21 protein-coding genes are annotated in these 22,262 nt (G+C 36.0%); 6 read left to right on the top strand and 15 right to left on the bottom strand.

Annotated features, from left to right (window positions below; all coding sequences use genetic code 11):
- Window positions 1–22: 22 nt before the first annotated feature.
- From QH639_RS01855 to QH639_RS01890, 8 genes are all read right to left on the bottom strand, one after another.
- Entirely contained in the window at window positions 23–598 is a 576-nt protein-coding gene (locus QH639_RS01855) for a GNAT family N-acetyltransferase (protein ID WP_131520848.1), read from the bottom strand.
- Between the two features lie 111 nt (window positions 599–709).
- Complete coding sequence (locus QH639_RS01860; protein WP_131520849.1) at window positions 710–2,176, bottom strand: PH domain-containing protein; 1,467 nt, start codon at window positions 2,174–2,176, stop codon at window positions 710–712.
- Complete coding sequence (locus QH639_RS01865; RefSeq protein ID WP_131520850.1) at window positions 2,169–2,648, bottom strand: PH domain-containing protein; 480 nt, start codon at window positions 2,646–2,648, stop codon at window positions 2,169–2,171. The genes QH639_RS01860 and QH639_RS01865 overlap by 8 nt, the downstream gene beginning before the upstream one ends.
- Window positions 2,649–2,783: 135 nt before the next feature.
- Window positions 2,784–4,307: a degradosome RNA helicase CshA gene (cshA, locus tag QH639_RS01870; protein WP_054549592.1), complete on the bottom strand. Its 1,524-nt coding sequence runs from the start codon at window positions 4,305–4,307 to the stop codon at window positions 2,784–2,786.
- Between the two features lie 352 nt (window positions 4,308–4,659).
- Window positions 4,660–5,352 (bottom strand): alpha/beta hydrolase, encoded by a 693-nt coding sequence (locus QH639_RS01875; protein ID WP_131520851.1) that lies wholly within the window; start codon window positions 5,350–5,352, stop codon window positions 4,660–4,662.
- A gap of 75 nt (window positions 5,353–5,427) precedes the next feature.
- The gene (locus QH639_RS01880; protein ID WP_281115591.1) at window positions 5,428–6,795 is read right to left on the bottom strand and encodes a UDP-N-acetylmuramoyl-tripeptide--D-alanyl-D-alanine ligase; all 1,368 of its coding nucleotides are present in this window, start codon (window positions 6,793–6,795) and stop codon (window positions 5,428–5,430) included.
- 11 nt (window positions 6,796–6,806) lie between these two features.
- The gene (locus QH639_RS01885; protein WP_281115592.1) at window positions 6,807–7,886 is read right to left on the bottom strand and encodes a D-alanine--D-alanine ligase; all 1,080 of its coding nucleotides are present in this window, start codon (window positions 7,884–7,886) and stop codon (window positions 6,807–6,809) included.
- A 223-nt stretch (window positions 7,887–8,109) separates the two neighbouring features.
- Entirely contained in the window at window positions 8,110–8,862 is a 753-nt protein-coding gene (locus tag QH639_RS01890) for a hypothetical protein (RefSeq protein ID WP_048394266.1), read from the bottom strand.
- 353 nt (window positions 8,863–9,215) lie between these two features.
- Here QH639_RS01890 and QH639_RS01895 point away from each other — a divergent pair, with 353 nt between their 5' ends.
- The gene (locus tag QH639_RS01895) at window positions 9,216–10,403 is read left to right on the top strand and encodes an FtsW/RodA/SpoVE family cell cycle protein (protein WP_036079404.1); all 1,188 of its coding nucleotides are present in this window, start codon (window positions 9,216–9,218) and stop codon (window positions 10,401–10,403) included.
- Window positions 10,404–10,460: 57 nt separating this feature from the next.
- Here the strand turns inward: QH639_RS01895 and QH639_RS01900 are convergent, their stop codons facing one another.
- Window positions 10,461–10,598: an Lmo0850 family protein gene (locus QH639_RS01900; protein WP_004232019.1), complete on the bottom strand. Its 138-nt coding sequence runs from the start codon at window positions 10,596–10,598 to the stop codon at window positions 10,461–10,463.
- Between the two features lie 369 nt (window positions 10,599–10,967).
- Between QH639_RS01900 and QH639_RS01905 the strand changes: the two genes are divergently transcribed.
- Together QH639_RS01905 and cls are read left to right on the top strand one after the other, a co-directional pair.
- Window positions 10,968–12,128, top strand: coding sequence for an MFS transporter (locus QH639_RS01905; protein ID WP_227744929.1), 1,161 nt, complete (start codon window positions 10,968–10,970; stop codon window positions 12,126–12,128).
- A 217-nt stretch (window positions 12,129–12,345) separates the two neighbouring features.
- On the top strand, window positions 12,346–13,803 hold the full coding sequence (gene cls, locus QH639_RS01910; RefSeq protein ID WP_048394260.1) for a cardiolipin synthase: 1,458 nt from the start codon (window positions 12,346–12,348) through the stop codon (window positions 13,801–13,803).
- 49 nt (window positions 13,804–13,852) lie between these two features.
- Here the strand turns inward: cls and QH639_RS01915 are convergent, their stop codons facing one another.
- The 4 genes from QH639_RS01915 to QH639_RS01930 all read right to left on the bottom strand — a co-directional run bounded on the left by QH639_RS01915 (window position 13,853) and on the right by QH639_RS01930 (window position 16,819).
- The gene (locus tag QH639_RS01915; protein WP_131520855.1) at window positions 13,853–14,632 is read right to left on the bottom strand and encodes a M15 family metallopeptidase; all 780 of its coding nucleotides are present in this window, start codon (window positions 14,630–14,632) and stop codon (window positions 13,853–13,855) included.
- A gap of 150 nt (window positions 14,633–14,782) precedes the next feature.
- Window positions 14,783–15,031: a hypothetical protein gene (locus tag QH639_RS01920; protein ID WP_054549596.1), complete on the bottom strand. Its 249-nt coding sequence runs from the start codon at window positions 15,029–15,031 to the stop codon at window positions 14,783–14,785.
- A gap of 55 nt (window positions 15,032–15,086) precedes the next feature.
- Complete coding sequence (gene yidC / locus QH639_RS01925; protein WP_004232011.1) at window positions 15,087–15,848, bottom strand: membrane protein insertase YidC; 762 nt, start codon at window positions 15,846–15,848, stop codon at window positions 15,087–15,089.
- 176 nt (window positions 15,849–16,024) lie between these two features.
- On the bottom strand, window positions 16,025–16,819 hold the full coding sequence (locus QH639_RS01930) for a helix-turn-helix transcriptional regulator (protein WP_048394255.1): 795 nt from the start codon (window positions 16,817–16,819) through the stop codon (window positions 16,025–16,027).
- A gap of 506 nt (window positions 16,820–17,325) precedes the next feature.
- Between QH639_RS01930 and QH639_RS01935 the strand changes: the two genes are divergently transcribed.
- From QH639_RS01935 to QH639_RS01945, 3 genes are all read left to right on the top strand, one after another.
- The gene (locus QH639_RS01935; RefSeq protein WP_004232004.1) at window positions 17,326–17,976 is read left to right on the top strand and encodes a LytTR family DNA-binding domain-containing protein; all 651 of its coding nucleotides are present in this window, start codon (window positions 17,326–17,328) and stop codon (window positions 17,974–17,976) included.
- 349 nt (window positions 17,977–18,325) lie between these two features.
- A complete protein-coding gene (locus tag QH639_RS01940; RefSeq protein ID WP_131520856.1) occupies window positions 18,326–19,846 on the top strand; it encodes a succinyl-CoA:acetate CoA-transferase ScpC in 1,521 nt (506 codons plus the stop codon).
- Between the two features lie 156 nt (window positions 19,847–20,002).
- Window positions 20,003–21,145, top strand: a complete 1,143-nt coding sequence (locus QH639_RS01945) for an MFS transporter (protein ID WP_481817317.1) — start codon at window positions 20,003–20,005, stop codon at window positions 21,143–21,145.
- A gap of 17 nt (window positions 21,146–21,162) precedes the next feature.
- On the opposite strand, the gene QH639_RS01950 is transcribed toward QH639_RS01945, so the two are convergent.
- Both QH639_RS01950 and QH639_RS01955 read right to left on the bottom strand, forming a co-directional pair.
- Window positions 21,163–21,471: a hypothetical protein gene (locus tag QH639_RS01950; protein WP_004232000.1), complete on the bottom strand. Its 309-nt coding sequence runs from the start codon at window positions 21,469–21,471 to the stop codon at window positions 21,163–21,165.
- A gap of 498 nt (window positions 21,472–21,969) precedes the next feature.
- Window positions 21,970–22,251: a GNAT family N-acetyltransferase gene (locus QH639_RS01955; RefSeq protein WP_131520857.1), complete on the bottom strand. Its 282-nt coding sequence runs from the start codon at window positions 22,249–22,251 to the stop codon at window positions 21,970–21,972.
- Window positions 22,252–22,262 lie beyond the last annotated feature (11 nt).

Genomic DNA, 22,262 nt, shown 5'->3' on the forward strand with positions numbered 1-22,262 from the left:
TCTTTCCTTACAAGGACCTCCATTATAAAACCACTGTAGCTTCATTTGACATCTTTATTTTTTTCCATTCAGTTGCTGTTAAACCATAAACAACCTGATCTACGTAGTGATCATATAACCACTCAGCATCCCTTAAACGCCCTTCTTCATGAAAGCCCAATACCTTTGGGATTGTACGACTACGAATATTTCCAACTGCAACACGCACTTCTATACGATTTAACTTTAAATAATGAAAGGCAAAATCAATCAATGCTTTCATGGAATTCGTAACGAGCCCCTTTCCTACAAATTCATTCCCTAGCCAGTAGCCAATACTTGTCCATTTATGTTGCCAGTTGATTTGGTGATAACCAATAACACCCGCAAGCTTTCCATCATAGTAAATCCCTACTTGTATGCCATTGTGATCAGCATATTGTTGCATAGCATTTTTTACGAATTGCTCAGTATCCTTTACTGTTTTGACATCATCTACAAAGGGCAACCATTCACGTAATGTATCCCTTGAACGGTCAGTTAAAGCGAATAACTCTTCTACATCACTTAAATCCAAAAGCTTTAAATAAGCGCTTTCATGAATGTCATATTTAAACAATGTCTCCACCCCTTTTGTTCTATTTATTTTATTATAAACAGCATCTCATGTTATTTATAGTTAAAAAAGCTAATACTTCCATAAAATTGAAAGGATTAGCTTTTTTGTTCATTAATGTTCATACCATGTTAAGATCGTCTCGGCATCTTGTTGCTCTAAGCTGGAAACACTCCCCGTTGTACCAGTTGCTCCTGACATGACGGTTGCTTTTACAGACATAACATTCTTTCTTTTTTGAAAGTATGATTGTGTACTTTCAATAGATTGAATTCGCTTCTTCTCCATGATTAACGTAATTCGACTAAACACCCGATACTGCATAGCCAGTTGCTTGCCATCTATTTGATAGCCTGCTGTTTTATGCTGCCAAATACCAAGTAAAATTGTTAATGGAATTAACAGCAACGACAATAACCCGTATGGATAAAAGAAATAGATAGATGCACCGATAATCGGAACTAACCAGAAAAAATCAATGCGATAAAAAAATGGTCTTGCCCTTTTCGGTGAGCGAGTAAATGTAGGCTGCCAATTCATATCTGGGAAAAGCTGTTCTAATGTTTGCATACAATCCAGCTTCTTAATAAGTGGAAATAGTGTAATTTTTTTATCATTTCCATTTTCACCATTACCACCAGCACTTTCAACAACCACTGTAGCAAAGCCTGTTAACTGACGTAATGGATTTTCCACAATACGAATTGCCTGAATTCGATTCAACGGCAAAGTAATACGCTTTTTTTCTAACAGTCCTTTTGTAATAATCAACTTTTCTTCCTCAATGCGGACCGTATAATCATAATAATTTATCAGTGTGATGACCACCGATACAATCCAAGCGACAATTAAAACAACCATCACCGTCAAAGCCACTAAAAATGCGCCAATTTTCACAAAATCAGCTAACTCATGAAATACAGTTTCATAAGGAATAATATCGGAAAATTGTGAAGCAACGGCTGCAAGACCTGATAATACAACACCAATTCCACCAGATGTTGTTGCTAATACCAGTAAATCTCGCATGGACATATGGTAAATCATCGGAGTTGGTGTCGCTTCCTCTACTACCTGCACTTGATCCTGTTGTTGAACCGCTTCGTTTTTAGCATGACGCATTTCTAATTCAATAACATCTGCTGCCGCTTTGCGAATGGCTGTCAGCTCAACCTCAGGTTTTCCTCCTTTACTACCAGCAGTCTCCACCTGAACTTTCACTAAACCAAAAATGCGATGAAAAACGCCTTCATTGTAATTTAAACTTTGTATACGTTCAAAAGGGATATAACGTTTCTTTTTAACAAATAATCCATATGTCACACGTAACTCCCCATCTTCAAACCAGTAAACAAATGTCCGCCATTTTATAATTCCTCCCACGAGCGCAAGAAGTGCTGCAACTCCCCATACACCGAAAAGTAAAATGGTTTCAAAAAAATGATCACTACGAAAATTCAAAGAAAAATTAAAGCCGTTACTTATGATAATAATTGCAATTGGTAATATCATACTTTTCAATGCTTTTACACTTGTTATAATTGCAGACACTGGGTGTAAACGATTAATTTCCTTAGACATCATCTTCAGCCACCCTTGCTAAATCAGAAATACGCGCACGCAGTACGTCTGCTTCATCCATAACAAGTGCAGGAATCGTATGTACAGTTGCAGCTGTAGAAATAGAGATATTACCTAAGTCGTATTTTTTTAATATTGGCCCTTGTGTTGTATCAACATGTTGCACACGTACCATTGGAATTAATGTGCGTTTCACAACAAATAAACCATGTTGTACTTCGATTTCATGCTCTCGAACTTCATAGCGCCATCTCTCCCATCTTATTTTCGGGAAAATAAAAATAGATAATATCGTACTTAGTAATACAATTGCACACGCTATGAAGTAAATAAATGAAGGCCATTCAAAATAATAAGTACCATAGCTTACAAGTCCTGCTACGACTAACAGTACCAATGTTTGTATGACTCCATACAAACGCCACACGGTTAGCCCTTTACGAGAAATTTGATGAATTGGTTGTGCTCTCATTGTCGTTCCCCCTCTTTCTTCATTAGGTGTATACGAATTTAATCACCTTTTTGTTTCAACTATAGCCGAAAAAAAACCTTACAGCCATCATGACTGTAAGGTTTACTATAAAAGTTAAGTGTATTTCGTCTAAAATTATCCTTCGTGACGTCTTGGAGAACGAGAACGACCTTGTCCACCTTCACGACGTCCGCCTTCACGGCGTCCACCCTCTCGACGGCTACTGCTACTGCGACGTTCTCCACTGCGAGCATTGTCACGACGTCCTCCGCCAAAGCTACGGTTTCCGCGGCCACGATCACCGCCACCACGATTATTGCTAGAACGTTCACGACGCATTGGTAATGGACGTTCTTCTGTAATTGTTACTGGTGTATCGTCTGGCTCTCTTGTTAATGAACGTAGAGCAGCTGCAACAACATCAACAGCATCATGATTGTCTAATAATTCTGCTGCAAGTGTACGGTAATCACCTAAATTGTTATTAGCAATAAGACCTTCCAGTGTTTCAACAGCTAAGCGTTGTTGTCCTTCTAATGCTTCATCTGTTGTTGGTGGGCGAAGAGGTGTCATACGTTTTTTCGTAGTTTCTTCTACAATACGTAAGTAACCCATTTCACGAGGTGTTACAAATGTTACGGCAAGACCTGATTTACCTGCACGACCTGTACGTCCAATACGGTGAACATATGATTCAGGATCTTGAGGAATATCAAAGTTATAAACATGTGTTACACCAGAAATATCAAGTCCACGAGCGGCTACATCAGTCGCAACAAGGATATCGATTTTATTTTCTTTAAACTGACGTAATACGGAGATACGCTTCGCTTGGCTTAAATCACCATGAATACCTTCAGCTAAATAACCACGTATAGATAGTGCCTGTGCAAGCTCATCTACACGACGTTTTGTACGACCAAAAATAATGGCAAGCTCTGGTTGGTGTACATTTAATAAACGAGATAAAATATCGAATTTTTCACGTTCAGCAGACTTAACAAAATATTGATCAATGTTATCAACAGTTAGTTCTTTAGCTTTAATTTTTACAATCTCTGGATCACGCATAAATGTTTCTGCAATTTTACGGATTGCTGGTGGCATTGTTGCTGAGAACAGTAATGTTTGGCGCTCAGAAGGTACGTTTTCTAAGATTGAATTAATATCATCGATAAAGCCCATGTTTAACATTTCATCTGCTTCATCCAATACTAATGTTTGAACATCTTCTAATTTTAACGTACGACGATTAATATGATCAATAATACGGCCTGGCGTACCAACAATGATTTGAGGTCTATTTTTCAGTGCACGAATTTGACGGCCTATTTCTTGACCACCGTATACTGATAATAATTTTACGCGTTTGTCATAGCCAATTTTATAAAGCTCTTCTGAAACTTGAATCGCTAACTCACGAGTTGGAGCAATGACTAATGCTTGAATATTAGGGTTTTTTGGATCGATTTTTTCAATTAGTGGAATCCCGAAAGCGGCAGTTTTACCAGTACCTGTTTGTGCTTGACCTAATACATCACGGCCTTCAATCGCAAAACGAATAGTACCTTCTTGGATTGGTGTTGCTTCTTCAAATCCCATACGCTTTACTGAGCGTAATGTAGATTCGCTAATATTTAATTCTGAAAAATTTGTCAAACTTCTCAATCTCCTTTTTTTCCTTTTAAGTTGACAAATGGTTACATTTTCAGATGAAGTTGTCGGCAAATTCGAGCCTGTGTAGTGGAACGTTTCCGTTACTTAAAAATTTTCTCTACATGATAGTCCATATAGAGCTCTCTTATATGAAAAGGAAAGCCCGGTCTTTACCGAGCGGTTCAATTCTGTCGTAATTTTTCACTTTAGAATAAAACCGTTGTGTTCAAAAAAAAGTACTCTTCAACCAAATATGAAGAGTCTTCGCACAAAATGTATCCATTGCTTACACTAGTCTAACATGGCTTTAATTCCTATGCAACGATAACGCATGAGTCGTAATAATCTGACTACTTTATTTGTCTTTCAAAAACATTAAAACCTGTGGAAACCATTCAGAGCAATCTTCCTCAAAACATATATGGTGCTTGCCATTATCAGAAAAATACAAAACCTTGTCTACAGAGGCTAATTCATCAAAAAGAAATTGAGCCGTATGATAAGGCACTATCCCATCCAACTTTCCCTGCACAATATATACCGGAATTTGTATATGCTGATAATACGGTTCCACCATTCTTACCAACTTCATAAATTCTACTGTTGAGGCAAGTGGCACATTGCTAAACTTCTGATGGTATCGTAGATAGAGTTCGTTATTAGTCAAATTATGGTGATAGGCTTCAGTAGCTAACATTTTAAAATCTTTGACTAGCTGCTTAGGGCTCACATACTTTGCAGCAGCACTTAGTAATACAAGCTTTTTCACTTTATAGCGTTTAGCTAAATATAGCGCTATAATTCCTCCCATTGAAAAGCCCACAACGATTACCTCGTCTACTTTTTTTGCCAACGATCGGAAAGCTAATTCTGCATCCATCAACCAGTGTTTCGCCTTAAAACCACTCATATGTAATTCTTCACCATGCCCAGACAATGTTGGCTCTTCAATTATCCAATCTGTATGTGAACGTAAATAACTTGTGAATGGCTTCACCTCATATGGTCCACCTGAAAATCCATGAATACATAGTACACCTACTGACAACGTTCTCACCTCATTTAACAATTAATCACTTACACAAATAAATCGGTGAGCGTTTATCTCACCGATTCATTGCTACTATGATGTAAATGCCTTTAAGATTGTCTCTAATTTCATACCACGTGAACCTTTAAGTAAAACAATAGATGATTCATTCGCTTGTTTTAGCTTTTCGATAATAGCCGTATAATCATCTTCTGTATACAATAAACGTTCAGCCTCAAAGCGCTCTTTTAATATTTTGTAAAGATATAGCATACGAGGGCCAAACAAACAGACATTATCAATTTCATCCTCATTAATATGCTCAGCCAGACCCTCATGGAAACGTTGCTCATTTGGTCCAAGCTCTAGCATATCTCCTAACACAAGCCATTTTTCAGGTCGAATAGTTGATGTAGCCATAAATTGAATGGCAGCTTTTACAGAGGTTGGAGCTGCATTATAGGCGTCATTGATAAATAGAGCGCCATTCGTTCCTAGTACCTGTTGCATCCTCATATCAGTTAATACGACATGCTCTAAGGATGTACGTATTTGTTCATTGCTTAAACCTAGCTTATGAGAAATTAACATGGCCACAAGTGTATTTTTTACTTGATGCTTGCCAAGCACTGAAATAAAGAAATCACCCTCGATCATACCGTGTGTAGTGAAGTGGCTGCCATCAGCGTTAGCATGAATATTGTCAGCGTATAAAAGATTATTGGATTCTAACCCGAACGGTACTGATTGTAAGTGTTGTTCCTTTGCCACTAATTCCTGGAGCAAAGGTTCATCACCATCATAGAATAATAGACCATCTTCTTGCATTCCTTGAATTATTTCAAACTTTGCTTTTGCAATACCTGCACGTGACCCCAAATCCTGCATATGGGCCTCACCAATGTTGGTAATAACCGTCATATGCGGACGAGCAAGCTTCGTTAAAAACTCAATTTCACCAAATCCACTCATACCCATCTCAAGGACAGCCACATCTGTATCTTCATCAAGCTGTAAGATAGTAATAGGCAAGCCCAATTGATTATTAAAGTTCCCAATCGTTTTTTGTACTTTAAAGAATGGACCTAGTGTTCCGGCTAAAATATCCTTTGTTGATGTCTTACCATTTGAACCTGTAATGCCTATAAATTTTGCTTTATGTTCATTACGATATGCTCTAGCCATTTCTTGCAAGGCTAATTCTGGATCATCCACAAACAGCAAGGGGTAATCTTCTGGTGGATTCGGTTCATCCTTTTGCCAAAGAGAAGCTCCAGCACCTTTCTCAAATGCCTGCATTACAAACTTGTGCCCATTTGTATGCTCACCACGAAATGGAACAAATAGGTCTCCTTGTTGAATTGTTCTTGTATCAATAGAAATTCCTGACACAACAGTGTCACCAAAAGAACCCATTTCCTCATTTAACCATGCAGCTAATTGTTTTAAAGTTTTTTTCACGATAATCCCACTCAGTCTTTTTTATAGTGAAGCTGTTGTTTTTCTTCATAGCGTTCAATTGCTAGGGTAATTAAACGGTCGATCAGCTCCGGATAACTCACATCTGTATGCTGCCATAATAATGGATACATACTTACAGGCGTGAAACCTGGCATTGTGTTTACTTCATTAATGTAAACGTTATTTTCAGCTGTTACAAAAAAGTCTGCACGAACTAAGCCGCTACCATCTATAGCCTTAAATGCACGCTTTGCCAGTTCTTTTAAGCTTGCCACAGTTTCTACTGGAAGCTCAGCTGGAATAATAAGTGCTGTAGAACCGTCCTTATATTTAGAATCATAATCATAAAAATCAGTAACAGGTTTAATTTCTCCTGGCACTGATACTTCAGGATCGTCATTTCCTAACACTGCCAGTTCAACTTCACGAGCGACAATTCCCTGTTCAACAACGATTTTACGATCATATTGCAAAGCAACCTCAATTGCTTTCACCAATTGCTCGCGATTTGCTGCCTTGCTAATCCCAACACTTGATCCTAAGTTTGCGGGCTTCACAAACATTGGCCAATTCAAGGTATTTTCACAGCGTTCAATGATTGCCTGTTGCTCACTCTTCCACTCACTACGAATAAAATACGTATAGGGCACTTGAGGTAATCCAGCAATTTCAAATAATTGCTTCATTACCACTTTATCCATTCCAGCAGAGGATGCTAATACACCATTTCCTACATACGGTAAATTTAGAACCTCAAGTAAACCTTGCACTGTTCCATCCTCACCATTCGTACCATGTAACAATGGGAAAATGACATCAAACTTTACCTCATTGCCATTTTTATCAATCAAAAAATCAGTGATATTATTTTCCAAAATTGTTGTATTATCACCAAATTGTAGTTCTTCTATTGCACTTACGGGTTTTTCTAAACGATCTCCACGACGCCATTCCCCGTCAGATGTAATGAAAATCGGATATACTTCATACTCCTCGAAATTCAAAGCTCCAGTGACTGCACGTGCTGTCGATAACGACACTTCGTGCTCCGCTGACTTTCCGCCGTATAATAAACCGATTCTTTTTTTCATTTTTGTGCCCTCCACATACTTCTTGAGTACTATTAGTTTATCATGAAACGTCTTGACAAATGACATAAAAATCTCACCGTATTTTTAACGGTGAGATTTTGCGTGTATATTTCATCAATTATGCCCTAGCATCATTACTTCCTGCTATTGAATTGTACAGGAATAATGCAACATAAATATTGTCTACCAACATCTTAGTTCTTTGATTGCGTCACCATGAAGTTTAAATAATATAGATTAATTCATCGTGCTCTGTTTTTAAAATCGTATTTAAGTCATCCCAAACTTCGTCAGGAAAAGAATATTCAGACAGATTGCGAACTTCTATTCCATACGCTACTTTTGGTTTCTCAATCCGATACAGCGATAGTAATGCTCCATCTTTCGCAAAGGATCGGTAAGAACGTAAAAAATCTGGTGATATAGCGGGAATACTCGCTTTTACTTTTCGACGCCAAAATCCAGTGCTGCGTTCCTTTTCACGAATTAAACTATTAAAAACATTGGCAACCAATAAATCCGAATCACTTAAATGACGAAAATAAATTTTTGTCATTTTCTCTAAGTCTGAAGAATAATAGACAAATCTATTTTGTAATTTATTAAAAAATGCTGACGTAATCGGTTCTTTCTTGTGACTTATGTAAAGCAATTCTCCTTGTTCCATCGGTGTTAAATGATCTAGCCTCTTCTCGTCCATAAAATCTACCCAGCATAATTCTTTAGATTCAGCAGATTTTTTCACAAAACGAGGAACATCTTCTTCTAATACATATTCAAATTGTGTATGCATATTAAAAGAACCGTCTTCATAGGAATGTTTTAATAACAGTAAGTGATGTAGTGGTTCAAGTGCAGCCACAAATTGCGAGAATTTTAACCCGCTAAATATAACAAATTTATCGACATCATTCATATGAACATAAATATGATACATAAAATCATCAGCTGACTTTAATTTTTTAGCCACAACCATCACCCCATTCTTCACTACATTATAAGACTAAACATGATTTTTTTGAAACATTTTATGTTAATTGTCGTTACTACTATATACGCAGGCATAAAAGTAATTTTTGCGTTATAATTAGGAATGTTAAACATGCATTTGCATATAAAGTTTAGATTACTCAATGAGTTCAAGTATTTGCTTAAAATTCCATTGACAATATTCAAAGCAAATTGCAAGCTTATCAATAGATATGAGCTATTCTTACACCACTACTGGTTATTAATTTGCTTTCTTCTTTGACCAATTATAAACGAAATAGGGAGAATCGCATCACATTTACTCATATTGAGATACTATTTTAATTTTAGGTGGCTTTTATGGAAAATAAACGAAATTTCGCAAATCGTTTTGACTGGACACTTGCATTTATACTCTTCACTTTTCTAGTCATTAGTTTGTTAGCTATTGCATCTGCCCAAACTTCAGGACAATATGGTATTAACTACGTACCAAAACAAATGCAATGGTATGTGATTGGTGCAGTTATTATTGGTATAGTCATGTTTTTTGAGCCAGATCAATATAAAAAAATGTCATGGTATATGTATGGAGCAGGGATTGCCTTACTGGTACTGCTTATTTTTATGCCAGAAGGAGAAGGTCAAATCGGTGCACCCGTTAATGGTGCTAAAAGCTGGTATCATACGCCGATTGGAAATATACAGCCTTCTGAGTTTATGAAAACTTTTTACATTTTAGCACTAGCTCGATTAATTAGTAAGCACCATGAAATTTATTCATTACGATCAATTAAAACAGACTTTTTGCTACTCGGTAAAATTGCAATCACCTTAATCGTACCATTAGCTATTATTTTAAAGCAGCCTGACCTAGGCTCAGCACTCGTATTCTTTGCCATTACTGCAGCCCTTATCATTGTAGCGGGTATTTCTTGGAAAATCATTCTACCAACTTTTTTAGGTGGCATGGTAGCAGGCGGTACACTACTGTGGATGGCACTTTATATGCAGGACTTTCTAGAAAAAACATTTGGTTTTAAGGCTTATCAATTTGCTCGTATTTATTCTTGGCTAGACCCCTATTCCTATTCATCCAGTGATGGCTATCATTTAATTACCTCTTTAAACGCCATTGGATCAGGTGAAATTTTTGGTAAGGGATTTAGAAATCGTGAAGTATATGTAGCTGAAAACCATACCGATTTCATTTTTACAGTTATCGGTGAGGAATGGGGCTTTATTGGCGCTAGTATTGTTATTTGTATTTTCTTCTTATTAATTTATCATTTAACAAAGACAACCCTTTTATTGAAAGACCCCTTCTCGACCTATGTATGTGCTGGGATTATTGCAATGATTACCTTCCACGTTTTCGAAAATATTGGTATGACTATTCAATTATTACCTATCACAGGTATTCCACTTCCGTTCATTAGCTACGGAGGAAGTTCACTTATGGGGAATGCTTTAGCAATTGGGCTAGTCTTTAGTATGCGATTCCATTATCGAACTTACATGTTTACCACACATGATGAAGATGAATAACTATAGAAAAAGGGAAGTCTCGCGTATTGAGACCTCCCTTTTTCTATTGGAAACGAGTTAAGCTTGAACTTGCGGAGTTTGCGTTGGTGGTGTTAGCACTTTTAAAAGTTCTAGTCGAGACTTTGTTACTGTGGCTGTTACACCCAACTTAGATAAATTCGAAACAATCTTTTTCAAATCTACTTCTTTTGTCATACATTCCACCTCAATCTTTCCTCGATTTTATATAACGTTTTATTTACGAAAAAGTTTCATTTTTCTACGAGTATGATGTCTGACAAATTTATCATACCATTTAACTTACCTTTAAAATTTTTCAATTTTGTTACATTGTAAATTTTTCACATCATCAAACTTTTCCATCAAACATCTTTAAATTACCCAAAATGGCTACATTTTATTCAAAAATCAGAACATAGATTTAAAAAATTTTAAATTGCTTCATTTCTTTCTTTACTAAATTGTTCCACTTTATTCAAGCTTCCCCTCCCCTATTGTTGTAATCGCAAGAACAAGAAGGGTAGAATATACATATTGAAATATCGTATGAAAGCAGGGAACTGTATGAAAAAGGCTATTTTATTATTGATGTCTGTTCAATTCCTCGTTTATCTAGGGTTCGGCATTATTATTCCCGTCTTACCAGAGGTAATTGTGCAGCAAAATTGGCATGATCTCCACGTAGGTGGTTTATTGACCGTCTATTCACTTGCAAGTTTTTTCACAGCACCGTTTTGGGGGATGCTATCAGATAAGGTAGGGCGAAAACAACTAATCCTTACTGGTCTAATTGGCTTTAGCCTTAGTTTTGTTATTTTTTCACTATTTATTGATAACCTAGCTATATTGTATGTTTCACGTATTATTGGTGGTTTATTTTCTGGTGCATTATATACAGCAGTAACAGGATTTATCGCCGATATGTCTAGTGAAGAGGATCGCAATAAGTATATGGGCTTTATGGGCATGTCCATCGGTCTTGGGTTTATTTTTGGTCCAGCAATCGGAGGAATGCTAGGCCATTATAGCTTGCAGTTACCGTTTACTGCATCAGCATTATTAATTGCACTATTATTTATTTATGCAAGTTTCGTCCTAAAAGAACCTAAAAAACGAAAAGATTCAAATAAACGTGCTATAGTGCCAAAAGGTGCTGCAACAATGCTACAATTTCGTGTGCGCTATTTATTTATGTTTTCTTTTTTAGTAACTTTTATGCTAGCGGGCGTGGAGGCTACATTTCAGCTATTTCAAATTGAAAAAATTCATATTACACCATTACAAATTGGTTACTTGTTCATGTTTAGTGGCTTTGTCGATGCAGCTATTCAAGGAGGGGTCGTTCGACGCATAAAAAATGGCAGTGAAACGACATGGTTAATCGGCGCACAAATTGTAACTGCTGTTGGCATGCTTTTATTTACATTAACAGCTAATCTTTTTATCGCTGGGCTTGCCCTTTGTGTTTTTACAGCAGGTAATGCACTTGCAAGAACATGTGTTGTATCACTCTCCTCTAAAGAATCTGGAGGACAATATGGAACTGCCGCTGGTCTGTCCTATTCGATGGATAACTTAGGACGTATTCTTGGTCCACTATTTTTCACATGGTTATTTACTGTCCAAGCAAGTCTTGGTTATTATATTTCGGCTGCAATAGCCATTCTCTCTATAAGCCTAATTTATATATATAAGGCATCCCGTAAATCATTGCGTCATCCATAAAATATAGTTGGTTGCAATTTATGGATACCAATCGTTGAGTCAGTAATCATAGAAACATCCTATCTATTAGAGAATTACTAATTAAATCATGCGGATTATCCCTATATATCAAAGGGATAATCCTTTTCCATGCTAACTAGCCATTTCATATCTTCTTTCCGCATTTGAAGTAGGCTATACTAAGTATGTTATTAACAATACAAAGGCAGGTGTAGGAATGAGCATTTTTACAGATATAGAATATTTAGTTCCTTTAACTTTGTTTTTTAATATTTTATTAGCCATGACCATCATTTTCTTAGAACGTAAAGATGCTACCTCTACATGGGCATGGATTCTCGTGTTATTTTTCCTGCCATTAGCTGGATTTATTTTGTACTTATTACTTGGAAGACAATTACGAAGAAAGCATCTATTCCGTTGGGAAGGACGCAAGGATATCGGGATTGATAATCTAATTACCTACCAGATGGAAGCGATTCGTGATGAAACGTTTGAGTTTCGTATTGCTAATGCAGAAAATTATCAAGAGATGATTTATATGCACCTCAGAACAAACAATGCGGTATTAACACAGGACAACCATCTGGATATTTTTGATGATGGTGCCGATAAATTTGAGCAGCTCCTTAAAGACATTGAAGCAGCTAAAGATCACATCCACATCCAGTATTATATTTTCAGACTTGATGACTTAGGTACACGCATCGTCAATGCATTGATAAAAAAAGCAAAGCAAGGTGTTAAGGTAAGGCTTCTCTACGATGAAATGGGATCACGTAATGTAAAAAGACGTCATTTTAAAGAGTTGCTGCATGCTGGTGGTGAAGTAGAAGTTTTCTTCCCATCCATTTTGCCACTTCTTAACCCTCGTTTAAATTTTAGAAATCACCGAAAAATCGTTGTCATTGATGGTCGAATTGGCTATATTGGTGGTTTTAACGTCGGTGACGAGTATTTAGGTTTACAAAAAAAGTTTGGTTATTGGCGTGATACACACTTACGTATTGAGGGTAGTGCCGTACATCCTTTGCAAACCCGCTTTTTACTTGACTGGAACCAAGCTAGTGCTCAACAAAAAATGGGGTACTCTGATCGTTACTTCCCTGCCATCCCGAAAAAAGGTGATGTGGGTTTACAGATTGTTTCAAGTGGACCAGACTCGGACTGGGAGCAAATAAAGATCGGTTACTTAAAGCTTATTAATATGGCTCAAAAATATATTTATATTCAAACACCATATTTCATCCCAGATGTTAGTTTTTTAGACGCCATTAAAATTGCCACCTTGTCAGGCATTGATGTACGCATAATGATTCCTAATAAGCCTGATCACATGTTTGTATATTGGGCTACTTATTCTTATGTGGGTCAATTATTACGTGCTGGAGCCAAAGTCTACATCTATGAAAAGGGCTTTATCCATGCTAAAGCTATTATTATTGATGACGAGGCTTCCTCTGTCGGAACAGCGAATATTGATGTACGAAGTTTTAGTCTGAATTTTGAAGTCAATGCCTTCATATATGATGCAAATATATCGCACCAATTGGCAGAACTGTTTGAGAAGGATATTTTTGATTGTACGGAATTAACATGGGAAATGTATAAAAACCGTTCAACACTAATTAAATTTAAAGAATCTATTTCCCGTCTATTAACACCCATTTTATAAAAATAAAAAGGAAGAGAGCCTATTCACCGCATGGCTTCTCTTCCTTTTATTATTTTACACCTAAATATTCTTCCAATGTAATGTTTTTCTTTGTTATCTCTTTTGCAATCTCTTTGCCCACATAACGATAGTGCCATGACTCATACATATAACCTGTTATCTCTTCTTTGTTTTGAGGGAAACGCAAAATAAAGCCATACTCCTGTGCGTGTGCAAATAGCCATTGCCCTGCTGGAGTTTCCCCAAATTCTTCTGTCAGCCACACATCTTCTTTTCCACGCTCTCCTATATCAAACGCTAAGCCTGTTTGATGTTCTGAGTAGCCAGGACGAGCACTATATCGATCTGCTGCTGCCTGTCCATCACGTTTAACATAGTTATTATAAAGTGTTGTTTGATATTCAAAAGATCGGTAGCCACTAAATGCAACTAAATCAAATCCTTGCTGCTTGGCAGCGGCTAGCATTTGATTTAACGCTTCTCGTGCTTCTGGATTTTCTTCAGGTGCAAAGGTAGATGGAAGCGGATAAATTTTATTAGCTAACAGAATACCATTAATATAAGTCGGTTCCGTAGGTAATGTTTGATTTGGAAGATACCCATTTTCGTCAGGTTGTTGCTCTGGCTTTGCAGGAGTTTCAGTATTGTCTGGTTTCTCTGTTGCAGTAGAATCTTGTTCAGCTGGTTTGTTTGTTTCTGTTGTTTTTGGCTGCTCATCAGATGCACTATTTACTTGATTATTTTTATAGTTATAGACTACAAAAATTGCTACGATTAACGCAATAGATATGAAAGCACCAACGATAAGCGGAAGACGATTGTTTTTCACTCTTTATACCCCTTTTAAAATATCAGGTATCTAAAAGGATGTTTTAAAGCATTTCACCTTGAAAATACCTATTTTATTGTATTACTAGTTATAATCTTATTTTAGCACTGTTCACATTTTCAGGTGTAAATTTCCTACGTAAATATTCAATTAATCTGTTAGAACGATGACAAATACTACTATAGATGCAATTGCGAAAAAAATTGCCATATACTGCATCCATTTTGCTTCTTTTACATAACCTTGCTCTTTAAAGCTTTTTGCTCTAAACCCATTTGATAAGGCAAACATGATCGTCATTGCAAGTACGGCAAAATTAAATTTCCCCATAATAATAAATACTAGTGCTGCAATACTAAAAATTGCAACAAGAATAGATGATAGCCATTTTTTGTTCATCTTGCTGTCCTCCTAAAAAAATCGAGGCAACAAAGGCGCCTCGACATCAATCAATTTATTTTTTTGCTTTCTCAGGATGTTCCGAATAATATTTACGCCCAATATATGTTTGAATAATCAACAATGCACCACTGACAGACCAATACAAAGGCAGTGCTGCCATAGAAGACATAGAGATAAAGACAATCATAATTGGTGAAATATAAATAAACATTTTCATCTGCGCTTTTTGTTGTTCAGGTACCGTCCATAAAGATACACGAGCCTGGATCAGGTAAACAATCCCTGCAACAATAGTCATCACGATATCAGGTGAACCTAAGCTAAACCATAAAAACTCATGGGATTTAACATCGGCAGAATACAAGATCGAGAAATACAGCCCCATAATAATTGGCATTTGAATTAACATCGGTAAACAACCCATATTAAGTGGATTAATGCCATGCTTTTGATATAGAGCCATCATTTCTTGTTGATATTGCGTTTGCTCTTCTTTTGTCTTAGCTTCCTTCATTTTTTTCTGAACGGCTTCCATTTCAGGTTTAAAAGCATCCATCTTCGTTTTCATTAATTGTTGTTGACGATAGTTTTTTAACATAATCGGCATTAAGACTAAACGAATTAGAACAGTAATCGCAATGATTGCTAAACCATAGCTCCCTGAAAAGATATCATTCCCAAAAAACTCCAATAAAAATTCCATAGGTTTTACAAAGATACTATAGAAAAAACCTTCTTTGTTTTGCACAGCTTGACAGCCACTAAGAACAAAAACGGCAATACCAAGCATTGAAAATAGCTTCAAATTTTTCATTTTTCCACCTACTATTATTTATCAACTACTGTGAAGTATACCTTATAGGGTCTCTCTTTATCAAATAGCAAGTGCTACTTATTCCTTAAGCTGTTTCCTCAGATGATTCATCAAAAAAGATGCGAGCTTTAGCAACGCTAATATCTTCGCATCTTCTCATTCTCTATGCACAAAATCTAAACATTTTGTAATTCAGCTTCTGCCATTTCAAAACGATAAAATTCATGATGAAGCTCGTCTCTAAAATGTTTTGGCGTAACTCCAGTATATTTTTTGAAAATACGTGTAAAATAACTTTGATTACAAAAATGGAATTGATCTGAGATAGAAGTAATACTTTTGTTTGTATGTCGTAAGTAGTATTGTGATTCTTCTACACGTCTTACATTTAAATACTCAACCAATGTAATGCCCACATGTTCTCTAAAAATACGTGATAAGTGACTAGTACTTATATGAAAGTTATTCGCTATACTTTCAACAGTTAAATCATTTTCAAGCTCGTCATTTATATACATTATCACTTTGTTAACAGTTTGATGTCGGAAAGTCGGTTGTTTGCGATCTGCAATAAAGTAAACAAAGAAATCAATTAAATCATCGGCAAATTGTAAAAACTCTGCGTCTTTCATCTGATTTTCAATCATATCGTTACACGCAATATTGAAAGCAAATGCTTTTTTCGAAGGTACTTGATTGTCCAGCAATTTACGAGCAACAATTGATGACAAAACAGAAAAATAACTTCGAACGATTTTAATGACCTGTTTGCCAAAACGAATTGAGAGAATATCAATTAACTCATGCAAAGATTTTTTCGCTTTTGCAGATTCTAAATGGTAAATTTCAAAAATTAATTTCGACTCAATATTAAAAAATTCTTCGACACCGATATATTGATTAATATTATCGATTTCTTGGAAGTATCTTTTGGATATCGTTTCTGACATAGAATGTTGATGTAGTTGCATAATCTTCCCCATCTTTCCTCAGAGTGCACGAATTGCATGACAATATTTGACACCAATCCCGACGAATTAAAAAATAAGAAAATAGTATTTACTTATTCAATATAAGAACTGAGTCCTATTTCACAAATTTTATTAACAAATAAATCAAAAATAACCCTACTAAAACACCAGATATAAAAAAAATAGACTATACAGTGAATTTTACCATATTCTGCGATTTCCTTTCAACCACATTTTAATTGCTACTCTAGTTCTAATTTATCACATACGCATAGTAGAAACCTCGTAAACTTATTCCTAACAATTAAATTTTACCATATACATATCAAAATAAATTAGTCATTTTATAAATTTATTTACAAATTATACAAAACAACTTACATCATTCTAATGAATCATTCGACATTTTTCTATTTTATTCCTAAATCTTCTCTATATAATTTATATGAATATGTAGTAAAATAGATGATAATACTATTTTTAAAAGTTTAGACGAGGTGTTTAAAGTGGATCCAAAACAAATAGAAGAGATCATGGAGATTATTAAGGAGTTCTTCCCTGAAAATACGTCCATCGCTATCTCTGATACAAATGAATATTTGTATTACCAACCAAGCAAGAAAGTTGATTTAAAAATTAAACCTGGTGACCCTATCAAAGAAGGTTCAGCCGCACACAAAGCATTAAGCTATGGTCAAAAAATCAGCTCTTATATCGAACCTGATGTTTTCGGTGTCGCCTATTATGGCATGAGTATTCCTTTAATGGAGGAAGGCGAAACAAAAGGAGCTATTACTGCTATCTTCCCGCAAAAACCATCAGCATTCTTAACAAACTACATTACCATCAAAATTGATGATTGCTGGTACCCAATCAAACATGATCAAGTTATTTATTTAGAAACACAACTCCGTAAAACATTTGTTAAAACAATGACTCGTGAAGGTTATCACCGTTTAAACTTAAGTGATCTAGAGCTATTTTTAGCACCTGACTCATTTATTCGTTGTCACCGCTCTTATATCGTTAACATTGACTACATCGATGAAATTCAACCAGATTCACACTCAACGTTTTTATTAATTATGAAAGATGGGACACGTATTCCTGTTAGCCAACGCTATGCAAGCTATTTCCGTCGTTCTTTAGGTTTCTAATTTGTATGAACAGCGAGCAATTATAAAAATTGCTCGCTGTTTTTTTGCCACAAATCAGACTCATTTACCTCCCTATTTAACTATTTTTGCACTATTTTTAATGTAGAAAACAACTAAATTTATACAGCTCTACAATAAAACGTTTTCTCTGTCGAAAAATCATCTTAATGCTCGATTTTCCTTTTTTTACTCAATTTAATGCTAATTCTAAAGTTTTTGTGACAATTTGGTGATAGTATTATTCAAATGGTTGGAGTCATACTACAACTGAATAAACAGAAAATTCTTAAATGTTTTTTCTAGTTTTGTAATCGGTTTCCATCAAAATTATTTAGGGGAGGATTTTTTTATGGATGCAAATGTTCAAAAACGCCTAGGTTTAAAAGAACTTGAGAGTAAAATTGTAACTGCTGAAGAAGCAGCAGCACTGATTTCTAATGGTGATGTAGTTGGGATGAGTGGTTTTACTCGTGCTGGGGATGCAAAAGTTGTTCCAATGGCATTAGTTGAGCGCGCAAAAAATGAAGAATTCAAAATTGATGTATATACAGGTGCATCATTAGGACCAGAAGTAGATAAGTACTTAGCAGAAGCTGGTGCAATTCGTAAACGTGGACCATTCCAGGGTGATGCGGGTATCCGTAATTTAATCAATTCTGGAGATATCTTATATGTAGATGCTCATCTTTCTCATAATGCTGAGCTAGTGCGCCAAGGAATTATCGGACCAATCAAGTATTTAATTCTTGAAGCGGTTGCTATTACTGAAGATGGATTAATCATTCCAACAAACTCTGTAGGTAACTCACCTATCTTTGCCGAATATGCAGAAAATATTATTATCGAGTTAAATATTTCTCATCCAGAAGCTTTAATCGGTATCCATGATATTTATGTACCTGGAGAACAAGGTAAACGTGAAGCTATTCCAATGACAGATGCTATGCAACGCCTTGGTGATATTGGTATCAAAGTAGATCCAGCTAAAATTAAAGCAATTGTTATTTCTGAAGAGCCAGATGCTCCTTCATTAATTGTACCTCCAGATGAAGAAACACAAAGGATGGCAAACATTTTATTAGACTTCTTCCGTGACGAAATTAAAGCGGGCCGTTTAACAAAACAATTAATGCCATTGCAATCTGGTGTAGGTTCTGTAGCAAACGCAGTACTTGATGGCTTTGCAGATTCAGAATTTGAAGATTTAATTGTTGCATCTGAAGTACTTCAAGATGCTGTATTTAACTTAATCGATGCTGGTAAAGTTAAATTCGCCGCTGCTACTTCAATCACACTTACTGAAGAATTACAGCAAAAAGTTTATGGTAATTTAGAAAAGTATGCTGATAAAATTTGCTTACGTCCACAAGAAATTTCTAACCACCCTGAGCTTATCCGTCGTTTGGGTCTAATCTCAATCAACACAGCTCTTGAGTTAGATATCTATGGTAACGTTAATTCGACGCATGTGTCTGGTACTCGTATGATGAATGGTATCGGTGGTTCAGGTGACTTCGCACGTAACGCACGCCTTGGTATTTTTGTTACAAAATCATACGCAAAAGGTGGAGCAATTTCTTCTATCGTGCCAATGGTATCTCACGTTGACCATACAGAGCATGACGTTGATGTTATCGTTACGGAACAAGGTATTGCTGACTTACGTGGTCTTGCACCAAAAGAACGTGTACCTTTAATTATTGAAAACTGTGCACACCCAGATTACAAAGAACAATTATGGGATTACTATAACCGTGCAGTTGAGGCAACTGGCAACCACCAAACTCCTCATCTGTTAGAGGAAGCACTTTCTTGGCATGTAAATCTTGCTAAAAACAAAACAATGAAAAAAGAAGTTGCAAAAGCTTAATTATTAAATTCTCGTACGTCTAATAAGTATTAACTTATTAGACGTTTTTTTTACGTGAAAGCAAAAAACAAGTGAGAAGTATTATCGATTGGAAAATGCTATAATAGGACTATACTAATCTTATTGACTATAATGTTCTATTTCATCGGAGGAACCATGAAGAAATTTATCTATGCTATTATTTTCTTTTCGTTTTTCGACCTTTTTACCCAGCTTCCTGTTATGAGTACTTATGCTGAGTCTTTAGGTGCATCGGCATTTCTCACTGGTCTTGCAGTGGGCATGTATTCGCTTTCCAATACATTCGGTAATATCATTTCTGGCTTCTTAACGGATCGCAAAGGACCTTTCATTATACTCATAATAGGTCTTCTAACAACGGGTCTATCATTAACATTTTATAATTTAGTAGAAGAGCCCATTGCTCTATTAATTGTACGTTTTATCCATGGCCTTGTTGCAGGCTTCATTGTTCCTTCTGCCTTTACATTTCTAGCGAACGCTACAGAGCAGGAAAAAAGAGGAAAGGGCAGTGCTATTTCTGGCGCCTTTGTTGGTATTGCAGCCATTATAGGCCCTGCATTTAGTGGCATTTTAGCTAGCCGGACAAGTGTACCCTTTGTTTTCAATATCACAGCAAGCTTTATGCTTCTGCTAGGTATCCTTGCGTGCTTTATATTGAAAGCAAATCAAGTAAAAAAAGAGAAGACTAAACCAAGTAATTACATTCCGATCAGTGTCTTTTTTAATAACACAGGAACATTAAAAGCCTTTTTAGGAGCCTTTTTCTTAATGTTTTCTCAAGGGGTTATTGCGTATCTACTCCCGCTTAAAGTACATTCATTAGGGTTCGACTCTCGTTTAAGCGGCACTTTAATGAGTACATTTGGTATTATTGCAGTTCTTGTTTTCCTATTACCTACTAATCGTATTTTTGATAAGGTCAATCCACTCAAAACATTGTCTTTTGGTATAGGCTTAATGGGAATAAGCCAGCTATTAATTAGCCAAGCAAATTCTAGTTCTTTACTCTATATAGCAATGGCTTGCTATGGGATCGGATTCGGTTTCCTATTCCCTTCAGTAAATTCGCTGCTAATTGACTCCACAACTGCTGATGTACGAGGAAAAGCATATGGCTATTTTTACGCGTTTTTCTCTCTAGGTGTAGTTATAGGCTCTTCTTTATTAGGTTGGCTATCACTTGGTACTGTCAGTGGCTTTGCATTTACTGGCTGCGTATTATTGCTCTTTGCAGGCGCAATCCTTATCCCACACAAAAGACCTTCTCATGCTTAGATGAGAAGGTTTTTTGTTTACTTTTCCTTTTCTTGAATTTCTTCATTATAGAAATGGACACCAGTATGTCCTCCGCCTTCAGCTACCATTTCATTCGAGGCAATTTTAGTTGGTGACGTACCAGCCTCTGTTGCTACCTCTGTTGCTACACGCTCTGCAATATTGTCATGCATATCAGGACCTGTAGTAAGATACGACTCTAATTTTGCTTTCATACTATTAAACATTGTTAGTGCTTTATCACGATTCTCTTTTTTACTGAAATAAGATGCTGCTAGTCCTGCTAATCCTGCAACGACAACACCTGTTCCTTTTCGTTTTGCCATAGTTTATAACCTCCTAAAAATATAGAAACTAGCTCTGTAGTATAGTTTTTCCCTATTCTTAAAAGAATAAACATTATTTTTTTATCCCCACTAGCATATATATTAATGTATGGATAAATACTTGCCCTTTTATCTAGTAATAACTCCTCAATCCATTGTAGTTCGTCTAGTTTTTAATGCAGACAATCTCACTCGATCTCCTATTAAAGTCCAGTTATCGGACCCTTATTTTTAGCATTCGTCAAAATTTTGTAACTATTTATGATTATAAAGGGTAAGTAAAGGGAATTAATGAATTAATAATAAAATAGGAGAGTGGTTAGGATGAAAGATTTCGATTTAGCATATGATTGGATAGATATGGCTTCATTAATCGGCGGGGCTGGCTTCTTAACAGTACTAATTTATAGTGTCATTCTATTATAAGGAGCTATTTACATGATTTGCTCTAGCAATTAAAAGGCAATCCGCTTAATTAAAAGCAGATTGCCTTATTTTTTATTGTTTCACGTCATTGTACGCATCTGATTTTTCAAATACTGCCACAACATAGGAACAAACGGCCTTCATTTTATAACCATTTTCGCGTGCATACGATGCTGCTTGATCGAGTAATTGTTTGGCCACACCTTGACCACGGAGCTTATCTGATACATATGTGTGATCCATTACCATTACTGAGCCATTTTGCTGCCAAGTAATTTCTGCTAGTTTTTCTCCTGCTTGCTCATTCAAAAATGCAAACTTATTTTCTGCTAATTGTTGTAATTGGAATTCCATTTCTCACCACT

Origin of the sequence: Lysinibacillus sp. 1 U-2021, assembly GCF_029916965.1 — a bacterium.
GTDB lineage: Bacteria > Bacillota > Bacilli > Bacillales_A > Planococcaceae > Lysinibacillus > Lysinibacillus capsici.